The following is a 14,802-nucleotide window of genomic DNA, read 5'->3' as shown; positions in this document are numbered from 1 at the left end:
TTTATTCGCTCCCTTCTTTTCGGGCGGCTGTGATTTTCAGTACTTCTTCCCCGATAGCCCCAAGCGGGAGTTGTTGCTCGACGGCGCCCAGCTCGTAGGCGACGCGTGGCATCCCGTAGACAACGCAGGTTTTTTCGTTCTGCCCAACGGTGCGGGCACCGGCGTGCCGCATCTTGAGCAATCCCGCTGCACCATCCCTGCCCATACCGGTCAGGATGACCCCGACGGCATTGCGGCCGGCGAGTTCGGCAACTGAATCGAACAGAACATCCACCGACGGCCTGTGGCCGTTGACCGGATCCCGTTCGACCAGGCGGCAGCAAGGTGCCGCGGAATTGGTGACTTGCAGGTGGCGTTCGCCACCGGGAGCAAGGTAGATCTTGCCCACTTCCAGCCGGGCGCCGTCCGTCGCTTCCTGGACGACGGGCCGGCACAGGCGGTTCAGCCTTTCGGCGAAGCTGCGGGTAAAGGTGGGCGGCATATGCTGGGTGATCACCGTCGGCGGACAGTTGACCGGAAAATTCTGCAATACGGTGATCAGGGCCTCCACGCCGCCGGTCGAAGAGCCGATGGCGACGATCTTGCGTCCCACATGGTAGCTGGAGACGGCCGAGACTGCGGGCGCGGCTGCCGTCGAGGCCGGGACAGGACGACCGAGGGCGCGGTCCCGGTTGGACCGGGCGGCGGCCTTCACCTTCTCGGCGAGATCGCCGAAGGGCCGCGGCTCGCCCGGCGAGGGCTTTCCGACGCAGTCGAAGGCGCCGATTTCGAGCGCGGCCAGCGTGGCCTCCGCCCCGCGATGGGTCAGGCTCGACACCATGATCACGGGCATGGGCCTGAGCCGCATGATGCGTTCCAGGAAATCGAGACCGTTCATGTTCGGCATTTCGATATCGAGCGTCACGACATCGGGGTTCAGCTGCTTGATCGCCTCGCGCGCCTCGAGCGCGTCGCTGGCCTGGCCGATCACCGAGACATCGGGATCGGAGCGCAGCACCGCGGTGATCAGGCCGCGCATGGTGGGAGAATCGTCAACGACGAGGACGCGTGCGGGAGCCATCAGCGTTTCCCTCCTTTGCCCAGGTAGCGGTAGGTGGTGATGCCGATATTGTCGAAGCTGTCCTTGGATTCCCCTGCGACCCGTTCGGAATGGCCGATATAGAGGTGTCCGCCGACCGGGAGATGTTCGGCGAAACGGGACCAGATGCGGATCTGGGTGGGTTCGTCGAAATAGATCACCACGTTGCGGCAGAAAATCACGTCGAACGGTCCCTTGAACGGCCAGTTGCCGAGCAGGTTCAATTCGTTGAACGTAATGAGGCGCTTCAGCTTGTCATCCACCTGCCAGCGGCGCCGCGGATTGGCCGGATTTTCACTGAACCACTGCTTGCGCATGGCGGGCGAAACGGTTTCGATCGCGCTGTCGTCATAGGCACCCGCTCTCGCCAGCGCCAGGATCTTGGGGTCGATGTCGGTGGCGAGAATCTTGAAATCGTAATCGGCCGCATTGGGCAGGACCGAAAGGACCGTGAGGGCGATGGAATAGGGCTCCTGCCCGTCGGAACAGGCGGCCGACCAGATACGCACCCGCCCGCCCGACTTGGCACGGGCGACCAGATCCGGCAGAACCTCGTTGCGCAGGTGATCGAAATGATGGTTTTCCCGGAAGAAGCGGGTGAAATTCGTGGTCAGGAAAGACAGCATCTCCTTGCGCTCGGCTGCGCCTTGCGGAGAAGAAACGAGCTCGCAATATTCCTTGAAGCCGCTGAGGCCCAACTGCCGGATATGCTTCGACAGCCGCGAATAGACAAGCGACGCCTTGGAATCGTTCAGATAGATCCCGGCATCGGAATAGATCATGGAAGCGATCTGGGCGAGGTCGCGACGGGTCAGCGGATATTCGCCGCTGGCCATGATTTCGTCGCTCCCCATCCGGGTATCGCTCATGCTCAACGCTGTCATGCGGCCTCGCTCTCGGTGTCTGCAAACAGGGCCTCAAGTTCGATGAGGCAGATCATGCGTTTTTCGATCGCGAGGATGCCCCGGGCAAACTGGCGTTCCAGCTCGGAAGAGATTTCCGGCGTGGGCTGAATGTTTTCGTCGGTCACTGTCAGAATGTCGGACACGGCATCGACCAGAAGACCCACGACCTTGGTTTTCACCTGCGCCACGATGATCACGTGGCGGGCGGTCGGATCGGCCGGCTTCATGCCGAGACGGGCCGAGAGATCGAGGATCGGCAGAACTGCGCCGCGAAGATTGATGACGCCCATCATGTAGGACGGGGTATGTGGCAGCGCCGTTGCGGGCGTCCAGCCACGAATTTCCCGTACCGACATGATGTTCACGCAGAATTCCTGATCGCCAATACGGAAGGCGATCAGTTCGCGGCTCCCCTGGTGCAGATTTTTTGCGGTGTACGACATGACCTTATCCAGCTGATGCGAATGCCATTTCGGGTTTCAGAGACTGTCCACGCGACGCGGCGACCACCGCATCGACATCGAGAATGAGAGCCACACGGCCATCCCCCAGGATGGTCGCCGCCGCGATGCCGGGCACATGGGTGTAGTTCGCCTCGAGACTCTTGATGACCACCTGGCGCTGGCCCTGGATCGCATCGACCATCAGGGCGCGCTGGCCGCCACCTTCCGATTCCACCAGCAGGGCCACCCCATCCACGGGGTTTGCCTGGGTGGCGCGGAAGTTCAGGATCCGGCCGACATCCACGAGCGGGCAGAAGGAATTGCGGATGGAGATCAGCCGCTGATTGGCGCCGAAGGAATGGATCGCCGCCGGTTCAGGCTGCAGCGTCTCGACAATAGCGGTCAATGGCACCACCAGCGTCTGGCCGGCAACGGTCACCACCATCCCGTCGAGAACGGCGAGCGTCAGAGGCAGGCTCATGGTGAAGACCGAACCGTGACCGGGCTTCGAGGAAATGTTGATACGGCCCCCGAGCGCCTGGATCGAGCGCTTCACCACGTCCATGCCGACGCCGCGACCGGAAATGTCGGAGAGCTTTTCCGCCGTCGAGAAGCCCGGCAGGAAGATCAGGTTGTCGATTTCCTCGTCGGACAGGTTCGCGTCGGGATTGATGAGATCCTTGTCGATCGCCTTCTGGCGGACCCGTTCGCGGTTGATGCCGGCGCCGTCGTCGGCCAGCTCGATGAGGATGCGGCCCGAGCGGTGCTTGGCGGTCAGACGGACCGTGCCTTCCGGGTTCTTCCCGAGAGCGATACGCTTTTCCGGCGTTTCGACGCCATGGTCGACGGCGTTGCGGATCATGTGGGTCAGCGGCTCGGCCAGCTTGTCGATGACCGTCTTGTCCACTTCCGTGTTTTCGCCCTCGGTGATCAGACGGATGGACTTGCCCGTCATGTCGGCGATTTCGCGAACGATGCGCGACATGCGCTGGAAGACCGGCTTAACCGGCTGCGCACGGATGGCCATCACGCTGTCCTGGATCTCGCGGGTGAGCTGCTGCAGCTCTTCGAGACCCATGTTGATGGACGATGCACCGTTGTTGTCGTTTTCGATCACGCTCTGGGAGAGCATGGCCTGGTTGATGACGAGCTCGCCCACGAGGTTGATCAGCCGGTCGACGCGGTCGAGATCGACGCGGATCGTCTGGGCCATGCCGGCGGCATTGTTGGCGGCAGCGGCGGCGGCTGCGTTGGCCGCGGCTGCGGAGGCTGCAGGCGCCTCCTTCTTTTCGACCTTGGCAGCGACCGCATTGTTGACGGCGTTCATCACCGACGTGGCGACCTCGGCCGCAGCGACCGTTTCGGCGGCGGGGCTTGGCGCGGGCGCCTCGGCCTTCACTTCGGCAGGCGCCGGTTCGTCATCGAGAATGGAGAGATCGAAGGGCACCGGCACCATGGGCTGGTCTTCGCTGGGCGCGACCTCCTCGATGGACTTGACCTGCAGGTCGCAGTCCCATTCGGCAAATTCGAAGACGGTCCGGATGGCGTCCTCTCCCTTGTCCGTGGCGATCGAGATGACCCAGTGGAAATAGGCCGCTTCCGGATCGAGCTTGTCGAGGGTCGGCAGCGCATCCATGTTGCAGTAGATCGTCATTTCCCCGACGCGCGAGAGGTCGCGCAGCAGGAGAGAGGCATCATTGCCCTTGGCGTAGAGGTCGGAACGCGGCTTGAACAGAACCTCGAAGGTGGGCAGGTCCGTGGCCTCGTCTTCGGCGGGCGGGAAATCGTCGAAGGAGAAGGGAATGGGCTGAAAGCCGCTCGCGTCTGTCGGAGCAGGCGCCGCGGCCGCGGCCGCAGCGGGAGCAGGAGCGGCTGCAGGCGCTTCGGCAGCCTGGGAGAGGGGCTGCCCGTTTGCCAGCGCTTCCAGCTCCTTGACGAGAGCCCGGCTGCGGGATTCATCGACAGTGCCACCGTCGCGGGCGGCGTTGGTCAGGTCGGCCAGAACGTCGGCCGACTTCAGCATGACTTTCAGCACATCGGGCGTCGGCTCCAGCTTGTTGGAGCGGACACAGTCGAGCGTGGTTTCGAACACGTGGGCGAAGGCGACCAGATCGTCGAGACCGAAGGCCCCTGCCCCGCCTTTTATGGAGTGAACGGCGCGAAATACGGCATTGACCGTTTCCGGATCACGATCACCGTCATTCAACTTCAGAAGACCGGATTCCAGTTCGGCGAGCTGCTCCTCGCATTCCTGGAAAAAGATCTCTTTGATTTCGTTCATATCCATAGGAGTAAATCCCGTTAGGCGGTTACACGCTCGATGGCATCAATCAGTTTGGTGGGATCGAAAGGCTTGACGATCCAGCCGGTCGCGCCAGCCTGGCGGGCACGGTTCTTCTTTTCCGCATCGCTTTCCGTGGTCAGAACCAGGATCGGGATGGCGCGATACTTTTCGTTGCGACGCACACCCTCGATGAAGCCGAAACCATCGAGGCGCGGCATGTTGATGTCGGTGACGATCACGTCGGGATTGGCTTCCTCGAGGACTTCCAGGCCCTCGACGCCGTCTTCCGCCTGGATGGTCTCGAAACCCGCATTGTTCAGGGTCACGAGCAACATGTTGCGGATGGTGCGGCTGTCATCCACGGTTAGAACCTTCTTCTTCATTGCTTAATTCTCCTTGACAAGAAATTGGTCGGTATCGATGCCGATCAGCTGCATCGTCTTGCCGAAAGCATCGGAAATGCCAGTCAAACGATAGCTTTTTTGATCTTCTTCCCATGTACGGGCGGCGGACATCAGCACCTGGATGCATTGGGTTCCGCAGCGTTGAACGGCCGAGGCATCGATCGTCAGATCGCTGCCTCGCATGGCCAGAAGCTGGCCATGAAGTCCCACGGCCTCATTGAGGTCGAGGACCGGATTGAGTTTCAGGATATGTGCTTTGCCACTGGCGGCCATCTTTTCAATCCTTGCCTTGTTCCATTCTCCTGACCGGTTGGTCCGGTCGCCTTTTTTCTGCCCGTCCGTCTTCTCACCGGGAAAGGGCGGAGAGATAGGGGGGATGATCCGCCCCCTCGCCGATACCTGACTGCCAGTGATCCTGTTCTTCGGCCATGCGCGGTGCGGCCTTCGGCACATAGTGCAGGCTTGCCCGTCGTTCGGCCTCGCGCCGCTCGATCCGGAATTCCCGGATCGTCTGCCCCAATTCGAGTATGACGCTGTGGAGGCGGTCGTCTTCGCCCGCCGTCTGGCGTGCTTCGAGCGCCGCACCGTCGAAGCGTGCGCCAATGCCGCCGATGGCGCCGCTGACGCCGTCGAGATCCCGCGCCTGGCCCGCTGTTTCCTCGGCTATGACGGCCACGGCGCCGTTGATGCCGGTGACCTGTTCCGCGATGGCGGCAATGGCTTCCTGGGTGCGGGCGACCATCTGGACCCCGGAATCCACCTGGGCCTTGGTGCCCGTCACCAGCGTCTTGATTTCCCGGGCCGCATCGGCGGAGCGCTGCGCAAGCGCGCGTACCTCCTGCGCAACCACGGCAAACCCGCGGCCGCTGTCGCCGGCGCGCGCGGCCTCGATGCCTGCATTGAGCGCGAGCAGGTTGGTCTGGAAGGCGATTTCGTCGATAACGCCGATGATCTGGCCGATCTGTTCGGCCGATGCCTCGATGCCGGCCATCGCCTCGATGGCGCGGCCAACGATGGCGCCGCTTTCCTCGGCCGCACGGCGCGTGGAGGCAGAGGCTGCTTCGGCGGAACGGGTGGCCTCGGCATTCTCCCGGACGCGCGCCACAAGCGCACCGAGATTGCCCATGGCGTGGCGCAGGTCGCCCGCGCCCTCGCTGGTGATCTTCAGGGTTTCGGCATGGCGGCCCGCCATGTCTTTCAATCCGGTTTCCACATCGCCGGCGCCGCTCGCAAGGGCCATGAACGTCTCGCGCAGACCTTCGATGGCCTGCTGCAACCCGCCGGCAAGGCCGCCATAGGCTTCGGGCACATCGTCCGGCATGCGGGTGGTGAAATCCCGATCCCTGAGGGCGGTGATGGAGGAGGCGAAAATCCGGTGGACTTCCTCGCGCTCGGCCTCCTGGGCTGCGGCGAGATCATCCCTGTGCTCGCGGCGAAGCTGGTTGAAGCGAAGCGATACCGCAATCTCCGCATCGACCATCGAAAGCCGGGTGACGGCGGCGACGAGTTCGCGCATGTCCCGGGCGCGCCGGCGGTTCTTCAGCAGCCAGCCGCGGCTTTCGCCCTCGGCGATCAATCCGAGAACCACATGTTCCAGCACGACCGCATGGGCCGCCATGTGCCAGCGGGGATCGAGCCCCATGCGCGACTGGGCATCGGACAGGACCTTGACCCGCTCGGCATAGAGGCTGTCGAACCGGGCATCGGTGAGCACGTCCCAATGGGAGGCGAAGAGATCGTGGAGGCGATCCAGCTGCCGGTCGCTTGCAAAATTCTGCGCGGCATCGGCATGGGACTGGAAGCGCTCGAACAGGTCACGCAGGCCGCTGTTGACCAGCGGCAGCAGAAGCGGTCGGTGGCGGCGGACAAGATCGCATTCGGCTTCCGACAAACCGGCAAAGCGCAAGCGGTCGCGCAGGCTGCCTGCCTGTGCCCTCCTGGCCTGATCGGATGTCGTATCGTGCCCCAAGACCGACCTCAAAACCACACCGACGCACGCCTTGGCGATGCGCCGCAACCACGGATAACCGAAGCGGGCTGCCGTAGACGCCTTACCCGCCGCAAATGGAGGGTCAGGGCCGTGCCGGCTCCGGAACTGAACTTGTGAGGATAATACCGGGTCGTAACCGGTACGGCGGGGCGGCTATCATGCCTGAGGGCGCTGACACAGCTGCCCATTCCGACGTGTCCCTAAATGTTTATGGTTAATTCCTTGCCTGAAGGTTAATGGTTTTGTCAATGCGGCCCAAATGAAACAAATCTCTTGTTTAAATCGCGCTTGAGTAGGTCCAACCGGCCTAAAGCACGCCTTGCGCGCCCCTTCCGGCCGCGCGGTCGATGCCGGGCGCGCGCCGGGACGACAGGCTCGCGCAAGGATATTTCCCTAATTGTGAAAGCACAGATGGAGATGAGCTTCACAGACGAGGTGCGAACAATGATTGTTCTCGGTATGAGCGTAGCGCTGATCACCACCCTCACGCTTGTGGCACAGACCCTTCTGTTGACGATCGAGCGGAATGGACGCGCCTGCCGGCAACGGGTTTTCTGACCCAAGACGAAAACCTGCCGAACGCTTCGCTCCGCTCACCGGCAGATCCGGATCGGAAGGCCCCGCGCGGGCCGTCCGACATGCGGCGGACCTGACACATTGCATGCCTCAGAAGAAATGCGCCGGACCTCCGGCGCATTTTTCTTTTCAGCGATCAGCCCTCTGCCGTGAAGCCCAGCCTGCCATTCGCCTGGGCATCCGCCATCAGCACCGCGAGCGCTGCCGAGCCCGTGCGGGAGGCCGTGCCATCGGAGCGGCTGGTCAGGATGATCGGAATGCGGGCGCCGAGCACCAACCCGGCCGAAACGGCGCCACCCAGCAGGATCAGCTGCTTGGCCAGCATGTTTCCGGATTCCAGATCCGGCATCAGCAGGATGTCCGGATCGCCGGCAACGGCGGAGAGGATGCCCTTGGTGCGGGCGGCCTCGACACTCATGGCATTGTCGAAGGCAAGCGGACCATCGACGATCGCGCGGCGGATCTGCCCGCGGTCGGCCATCTTGGAAAGGCTCGCCGCATCGATGGTCGATTGCATGGACGGATTGACCGTTTCGACGGCCGAGAGAACGGCCACCTTCGGCAGGATCGGCTTTTCGGCAATCCCGTACAGGAAATCCGCCGCATTCTGCAAAATATCCCGCTTGGTCAGGAGATCCGGGGCAATATTGATGGCCGCATCCGTGATGATGAAAGGCTTGTGGAAACTGTCGTCCGCCATCGCGAAAATGTGGCTGATCCGCCGCTCGGTGCGGAGCCCGCTTTCGCGCTTGACCACTTCGCCCATCAGCTCGTCCGTATGCAGGCTGCCCTTCATCAGCGCCTGGGCTTCGCCGGTGCGGGCGAGTTCCACCGCCACCGCCGCAGCCGCATGGCTGAAGGGCGCATCCACAAGCCGATAGGCGCCGATCTCCAGATGGGCCTTTTCCGCCGTTTCCTGAATTTTCTGCCGGGGGCCGACCAGAATCGGCTCGATAAGGCCGAGTTCCGCCGCTTCCAGCGCCCCGGCAAGGGCATCCGGACTGCAGGGATGAACCACCGCGGTCCGGATCGAAGGCTTGCGCCTGGCGCGGTCCAGCAATTCGGCTGCCACCTTCACCGTATCGAATCTCACCTTCATCTGCTCGGGTCCCTGCTGTTGTTGCTGCGGCGGCTTCCATGGAACGCTTTGTCCCTGCCGGCCTTGATCGCGGTCAAGGTCCTTCCGTTTCGCAGCAAAGTCCAGCCCTGCTAGCCGCGCGCGTCGAGGTCGTCTTCGGTCATGGAAAGCACCTGGCGGGCCACACCGCTCGAAAAACCGTTGCGGGCGAAGGCGGCAAACTCCTTGGCCATCCGCTTTTCATCGGCGGCGAGTTTGCGGAAAGGACCGAAAGCCCGCCTGCGGGCAAAGGCGATGGCCGCCTCGAGATCGTCCACCTCTTGAAGGGCGTCCTCGATCAGCGGCCGGGCGACGCCTTTCAGCCCCAGGTCCCGGGCAATGCGGCGGCGGGAACGGCCGGTCCGTACCGCCGACACGGTCTTGACCTCGGCATAGGTGCGGTCGTTGAGGAAGCCATGCTGCCTGCAGAAATCCACCCCGTGACCGGCCAGCTGCCTGGCCATTCCGTCGCCGATCCCTTCGAATTTCGACAAGGCCTTGCGGCGCAGCGCCTCGAACAGTTCATGCTCGGTCATCATCCGGCGATTGAGACGGTAAAGACTGGAATTTCGGGCCCAGGCCAGCATCCGGTCCGTGGGACCCGGCGCGGGTTCGTCGTCAAGAGGCGGATCGGCAGTCTCATCCATCACAGGACACCCCATGAAACGAGAACCATGAAGTGCAGGCTCTCTGCAATCGACGGTAAAGGCGGGGGAAGAAAACTGGTGCTGCTAGAGAGATTTGAACTCTCGGCCTCTCCCTTACCAAGGGAGTGCTCTACCCCTGAGCTATAGCAGCTAACCGTTTGGCGACGAAGTGGTGTTCGTGCCGGAGCGAGGCGGCTAATGCCACAGGATTCGGATGAGTGCAAGCCGCATTTTGAACTTCTTTGCGGAGCGATGTTGAAAAACCGTCTTCGTTGCCCTGCGGATTTGCGCTAACGAGAAGGCGTTGCACCGCCGGGCATGGGCTTCCGTGGCGGGCAAGGCGACGCAGGGACAGAGTATCGGGACAGACCATGCAGGAGAACGGAAAAGACAGGGATCTTCAAGAGGAGGCCCCAGATACGGGCGGCGCCTCCGACCCGGCGGACAGCGCATCCGCGTTGCTTCCGGCGCGCAAGATCAATCGTCTTGCGGAAGCGGAGCGAAAAAAGGCGCGGGCCGCGGAAAAGCTGCGTGAAAATCTGCTGCGTCGCAAGCAGCAGGTGCGGGCCCGGCGCTCCGGCGAGGCGGAAACGGGCATCGGCCTGCCGGCGAGCCGCGCGGACGAAGGCGAGGATGGTCTCTAGGGCGGCCAAGCCCTGCTTCGGCTCGCAAAAAGGCCTCATTCGCCACGGATGAAACCGGGCACATGGGCGCTTCAGGCTTTCTGAATTGAAGCGCCGGCTGTTTTGTTCTATGACCCGCGCTTTCTACTCATGCGGGGAACCGGGGAATTCCATGGATCGTATCAGGATTGTCGGCGGCAATGAACTCAAGGGCGTGATCCCGATCTCGGGCGCCAAGAATGCGGCCCTGCCGTTGATGATCGCCTCGCTCTTGACCAGCGACACGCTGACGCTCGAAAACGTGCCGCATCTGGCCGATGTCGAACAGCTCGTCCGTATCCTCGGCAATCACGGCGTCGACATATCCGTCAACGGTCGCCGCGAGAAGCAGGGCGAGGGCTATTCCCGCACCATTCACTTCACCTGCCGCACCATCGTCGACACCACGGCACCCTACGAGCTTGTCTCGAAGATGCGTGCAAGCTTCTGGGTGATCGGCCCGCTTCTGGCGCGCGAAGGAAAGGCGCGGGTGTCCCTGCCGGGCGGCTGCGCCATCGGCACGCGTCCCGTGGATCTGTTCATCGAGGGCCTTCAGGCCCTCGGCGCGACGATGGAAATCGACGGCGGCTATATCAATGCCACGGCGCCGAAGGGCGGCCTGATCGGTGCCCGCTACACTTTCCCGAAAGTATCCGTCGGGGCCACCCACGTGATGCTGATGGCGGCGGCGCTCGCCCGCGGCACGACGGTGATCGGCAATGCGGCCCGCGAGCCCGAAGTGGTCGATCTCGCCGACTGCCTGAATGCCATGGGCGCCCGCATCTACGGCGCCGGCACGTCCACCATTACCATCGAGGGCGTGAATGCGTTGTCTGGCGCCCGCCACCGGGTGCTGCCCGACCGCATCGAAACCGGCACCTATGCCATGGCCGTCGCCATGACCGGCGGTGACGTGACGCTCGAAGGCACCCGCGCCGACCTGCTGGAGACGGCCCTCGAAGCCATCCGCCGCGCCGGCGCCGAAGTGACCTCCACCGAAAGCGGTATCCGCGTGGTGCGCAATGGCGGCGTGATCAAGCCCGTCGATGTGGTCACGGACCCCTTCCCCGGCTTCCCGACCGACCTTCAGGCGCAGTTCATGGCGCTGATGACCCGGTCGAGCGGCGTTTCCCACATCACCGAAACCATTTTCGAGAATCGCTTCATGCATGTGCAGGAGCTCGCCCGCCTCGGTGCGAAGATTTCGCTCTCCGGCCAGACGGCGAAAATCGAAGGCGTCGAGCGGCTGCGGGGTGCCCCCGTGATGGCGACGGACCTGCGCGCCTCGGTGTCGCTCGTGATTGCCGGCCTCGCGGCCGAAGGCGAAACCATGGTCAGCCGCGTGTATCACCTCGACCGCGGCTTCGAGCGGCTGGAGGAAAAGCTGACCCGTTGCGGCGCCATCGTGGAGCGCGTCAGCGACTGATCGCAGCCTCTTCCGGCCCCAAACCCGGATTTTGCACGCAGGCAGGCTGGTTTTTTGCGCTGCAACATCCTATGTGCGGGAGAGGCAGGGCAGGACCGGCCCTCCCAACATCAGGTGACATTCATGGGCGCTTTGAAGCTTCTCGCACTCGATACGGAAGATCTCGCAATCCTTTCGGCCCATCTGCAGGACGCTGTCCTGAAGGTGGGCGATATCGGCTTTGCGGTGAAGCAGGGCGTCTTCACGCTCGCAGCCAACCGCTTCGTCTGGGAAGACGCCGTGTCGAAGGGCAAGGAATTCGAACGCCGCCGCGCCGTGTTGACCTTCAAGCGGGTCACGGCCGTGCGCAGCCGCGGTTTCGACAGGGCCAACCGGGACCAGGTTCTCTCGCTGCTCGCCATCCGCTTCTACCAGAAGGACGAAGGCCCGGAAGGCGCGCTGGAACTGGTCTTCGCCGGCGAAGCCGCCCTTCAGCTCGATGTGGAATGTATCGAAGGACAGCTTGCGGATACGGGCGGCGCGTGGGAAACCAGATCACGCCCGCAGCATCCGCTCGAGAGCTGATTGCAAGGCGCGGCTTCGCCCGCTACAGACGGAATGAACGAATTCGGGGGACAGGACGACAGTGGCGATCTGGCTTGATCACGCGGCAGACGATTTCGAGGCGCGCTTTTCTCAATTCCTGACGACCAAGCGGGAGGTCTCGGAAGATGTCAACGCCACCGTGAAGGCCATCATCGACGATGTCCGGGCGCGCGGCGACCGCGCACTTGCCGAATATACGCTGCGCTTCGACAAGCTGGATTTCAACGACAAGCCGATGCGGGTGACCGAGGCGGAACTGGACGAGGCGCTGGCCACCGTCGATCCCGCCATCGTCGAGGCCCTGCGCCTTGCCGCCCGCCGCATCGAATCCCACCATGCCCGGCAGATGCCGAAGGACGATCTCTACGAAGACGCCATCGGTGTCGGGCTCGGTTCGCGCTGGACGGCCATCGATGCCGTCGGCATCTACGTGCCCGGCGGGACGGCGAGCTATCCGAGTTCGGTGCTGATGAATGCGGTGCCGGCGAAGGTGGCGGGCGTCGATCGCATCGTCATGGTGGTTCCGGCGCTGAACGGCGCGATCAACCCAGCCGTTCTTGCCGCGGCTAAGATTGCCGGCGTCACGGAAATCTACCGGATCGGCGGTGCACAGGCCGTAGCGGCGCTCGCCTATGGCACCGAGACGATCGCCCCGGTCTACAAGATCACCGGTCCGGGCAATGCCTATGTGGCGGCCGCCAAGCGCCAGGTCTTCGGCACCGTCGGCATCGACATGATCGCCGGCCCGTCGGAAGTGCTGGTCATTGCCGATGGCCAGAACGATCCGGACTGGATTGCCGCCGACCTGCTGGCCCAGGCCGAGCACGACGAGGGCGCGCAGTCGATCCTGCTGACCGATGACGCGGCCTTCGGCAAGGCGGTGGAACAGGCCGTGGAACGCCAGCTAAAGACGCTGTCGCGCAACGGCACCGCATCCGCGAGCTGGCGCGATTTCGGCGCGGTCATCCATGTCCGCGACCTGAAGGACGGCATGCCGCTCGCCAACCGGATCGCCGCCGAGCATCTTGAACTGGCCATGGACGATCCGGAACCCTTCATCGCCGGCATTCGCAATGCGGGTGCCATTTTCGTCGGGCGGCATACGCCCGAGGTGATCGGCGATTATGTGGGCGGATCGAACCATGTGCTGCCGACGGCCCGTTCGGCACGCTTCTCCTCCGGGCTTTCGGTGCTGGACTTCGTCAAGCGCACCTCCATCCTGCGGCTCGGCCCCGACCAGCTTCGCCAGCTGGCGCCGGCTGCCATCACGCTGGCCCGCTGCGAGGGGCTCGATGCCCATGCGCGGTCGGTCGCGATCCGCCTGAACGAAGGGAACTGACAGATGAGCGCGAAGGGTGCCCATCGGCTGTGCGATGTCATCCTGGATGAAACCATCGGCCGCTCGACGCCCGATGTGGAACACGAACGGGCGGTGGCGATCTTCGACCTGATCGAGGAAAACAGCTTCGAGCCCGCGGGACATCCGGGCGGCCCCTACAAGCTTCATCTCTCGCTGGTCGATTCGAAGCTGGTCTTTTCGATCAAGACCGAAGACGGCGCCGATGTCGCGACCCATATTCTCTCGCTGACCCCCTTTCGCCGGATCATCAAGGACTACTTCATGATCTGCGAGAGCTATTACGAGGCGATCCGGTCCTCGACCCCCAGCCAGATCGAGGCCATCGACATGGGGCGGCGCGGCATTCATAATGAGGGCTCGCAAACCCTGATGGACCGGCTGGAGGGCAAGATCCGCATCGATTTCGACACCGCGCGGCGGCTGTTCACGCTGGTCTGCGTGCTGTACTGGCGCGGATAGGTCGCCCATGGATCAGCCGGGGGGCGCAAGCGAACGCCAGAAGGTGCCGGGCGCCATCCTGTTCATGTGCGCCATGAACGCGATCCGCTCGCCCATGGCGGAGGCCATCGCCAAGTCGCTTCTGCCGCAGGTCTATATTGCTTCGGCCGGCGTGCGGCGCGGCGACCGCGACCCCTTTGTGGATGCCGTCCTGGCCGAGATCGGCCTGTCGCTCGGCAAACGCGAACCGCAGACGCTGGACGATCTGGAAGACGATTATTTCGATCTGGTGATCACGCTTTCACCGGAGGCGCATCACCGGGCGCTGGAGCTTACCCGGTCGAGTGCGGTGGAGGTCATCTACTGGCCCGCAGCCGATCCGAGCGCCGTTTCGGGCAGCCGCGACCAGGTGCTGTCCGCCTATCGGGACGTGCGCGACGGGCTGGAACGCATGATCCGCGAGCGGTTTTTGATCTCCGCCGGCCGGGCACAGGGCCCCGGCTGAGGGAATTGACCGCAATTCATGACAGAAAGGCAATCTCCAAGGTTCACAAAGCCTTGCCGATTGTGTAGTTTCCGCCAAAATTTTTACCGAGGTTGCCGCGAGACCCGCGAACCCGCTTCAAAGGAAGATACCCACTGCATGGCTAAGGAAGAAGTCCTCGAATTCCCCGGCGTCGTCACCGAACTCCTGCCCAACGCGACCTTTCGCGTGAAGCTCGAGAACGATCATGAAATCATCGCCCACACGGCTGGCCGCATGCGCAAGAACCGAATCCGCGTTCTGGCCGGCGACAAGGTGCTGGTGGAAATGACCCCTTACGACCTGACCAAGGGTCGCATCACCTACCGCTTCAAATAAGACACACCGTCACACCCAGGATTAT

16 protein-coding genes and 1 tRNA gene are annotated in these 14,802 nt (G+C 63.2%); 7 read left to right on the top strand and 10 right to left on the bottom strand.

Features of this window, described 5'->3' with window-relative positions; translation table 11 throughout:
• Window position 1: 1 nt before the first annotated feature.
• The 10 genes from cheB to ACT54B_RS08755 form a co-directional block, all read right to left on the bottom strand.
• Complete coding sequence (gene cheB / locus ACT54B_RS08800) at window positions 2-1,063, bottom strand: protein-glutamate O-methylesterase CheB (RefSeq protein ID WP_476044819.1); 1,062 nt, start codon at window positions 1,061-1,063, stop codon at window positions 2-4.
• Complete coding sequence (locus ACT54B_RS08795) at window positions 1,060-1,962, bottom strand: protein-glutamate O-methyltransferase (RefSeq protein WP_476044301.1); 903 nt, start codon at window positions 1,960-1,962, stop codon at window positions 1,060-1,062. Before ACT54B_RS08795 ends, cheB begins: the two co-directional genes overlap by 4 nt.
• A complete protein-coding gene (locus ACT54B_RS08790) occupies window positions 1,959-2,426 on the bottom strand; it encodes a chemotaxis protein CheW (protein ID WP_476044300.1) in 468 nt (155 codons plus the stop codon). Before ACT54B_RS08790 ends, ACT54B_RS08795 begins: the two co-directional genes overlap by 4 nt.
• 4 nt (window positions 2,427-2,430) lie before the next feature.
• On the bottom strand, window positions 2,431-4,713 hold the full coding sequence (locus ACT54B_RS08785; RefSeq protein ID WP_476044299.1) for a chemotaxis protein CheA: 2,283 nt from the start codon (window positions 4,711-4,713) through the stop codon (window positions 2,431-2,433).
• Between the two features lie 14 nt (window positions 4,714-4,727).
• Window positions 4,728-5,093, bottom strand: coding sequence for a chemotaxis response regulator CheY1 (cheY1, locus tag ACT54B_RS08780; RefSeq protein WP_056316210.1), 366 nt, complete (start codon window positions 5,091-5,093; stop codon window positions 4,728-4,730).
• Window positions 5,094-5,096: 3 nt separating this feature from the next.
• Window positions 5,097-5,387, bottom strand: a complete 291-nt coding sequence (locus tag ACT54B_RS08775) for an STAS domain-containing protein (protein WP_476044298.1) — start codon at window positions 5,385-5,387, stop codon at window positions 5,097-5,099.
• A 73-nt stretch (window positions 5,388-5,460) separates the two neighbouring features.
• A complete protein-coding gene (locus tag ACT54B_RS08770; RefSeq protein WP_476044297.1) occupies window positions 5,461-7,083 on the bottom strand; it encodes a methyl-accepting chemotaxis protein in 1,623 nt (540 codons plus the stop codon).
• A 733-nt stretch (window positions 7,084-7,816) separates the two neighbouring features.
• Complete coding sequence (locus tag ACT54B_RS08765) at window positions 7,817-8,779, bottom strand: bifunctional enoyl-CoA hydratase/phosphate acetyltransferase (protein WP_476044295.1); 963 nt, start codon at window positions 8,777-8,779, stop codon at window positions 7,817-7,819.
• 110 nt (window positions 8,780-8,889) lie between these two features.
• Window positions 8,890-9,444: a regulatory protein RecX gene (locus ACT54B_RS08760; RefSeq protein ID WP_476044293.1), complete on the bottom strand. Its 555-nt coding sequence runs from the start codon at window positions 9,442-9,444 to the stop codon at window positions 8,890-8,892.
• Window positions 9,445-9,520: 76 nt separating this feature from the next.
• A tRNA-Thr gene (locus ACT54B_RS08755) sits at window positions 9,521-9,595 on the bottom strand.
• A 220-nt stretch (window positions 9,596-9,815) separates the two neighbouring features.
• On the opposite strand from ACT54B_RS08755, the gene ACT54B_RS08750 reads away from it, so the two are divergent.
• The 7 genes from ACT54B_RS08750 (at window position 9,816) to infA (ending at window position 14,777) form a co-directional block, all read left to right on the top strand.
• Window positions 9,816-10,088, top strand: a complete 273-nt coding sequence (locus ACT54B_RS08750; RefSeq protein WP_476044292.1) for a hypothetical protein — start codon at window positions 9,816-9,818, stop codon at window positions 10,086-10,088.
• Between the two features lie 151 nt (window positions 10,089-10,239).
• Window positions 10,240-11,532: a UDP-N-acetylglucosamine 1-carboxyvinyltransferase gene (gene murA / locus ACT54B_RS08745; RefSeq protein WP_476044291.1), complete on the top strand. Its 1,293-nt coding sequence runs from the start codon at window positions 10,240-10,242 to the stop codon at window positions 11,530-11,532.
• Between the two features lie 123 nt (window positions 11,533-11,655).
• Window positions 11,656-12,096, top strand: a complete 441-nt coding sequence (locus ACT54B_RS08740) for a DUF2948 family protein (RefSeq protein WP_476044290.1) — start codon at window positions 11,656-11,658, stop codon at window positions 12,094-12,096.
• A 61-nt stretch (window positions 12,097-12,157) separates the two neighbouring features.
• Entirely contained in the window at window positions 12,158-13,456 is a 1,299-nt protein-coding gene (gene hisD, locus ACT54B_RS08735) for a histidinol dehydrogenase (protein ID WP_476044288.1), read from the top strand.
• A 3-nt stretch (window positions 13,457-13,459) separates the two neighbouring features.
• Window positions 13,460-13,936, top strand: coding sequence for a UPF0262 family protein (locus ACT54B_RS08730; protein ID WP_476044286.1), 477 nt, complete (start codon window positions 13,460-13,462; stop codon window positions 13,934-13,936).
• A 7-nt stretch (window positions 13,937-13,943) separates the two neighbouring features.
• A complete protein-coding gene (locus ACT54B_RS08725; protein WP_476044284.1) occupies window positions 13,944-14,420 on the top strand; it encodes an arsenate-mycothiol transferase ArsC in 477 nt (158 codons plus the stop codon).
• A gap of 138 nt (window positions 14,421-14,558) precedes the next feature.
• Window positions 14,559-14,777 carry a translation initiation factor IF-1 gene (gene infA / locus ACT54B_RS08720; protein ID WP_014327290.1) on the top strand — a complete coding sequence of 73 codons (219 nt, stop codon included), beginning with the start codon at window positions 14,559-14,561 and terminating at the stop codon, window positions 14,775-14,777.
• Window positions 14,778-14,802: the final 25 nt, after the last annotated feature.

It is taken from the genome of Gellertiella sp. DMC107 (assembly GCF_056313605.1).
The sequence above is the reverse complement of the archived record's forward strand: the minus strand, read 5'-3'. Positions and strand labels throughout refer to the sequence as shown.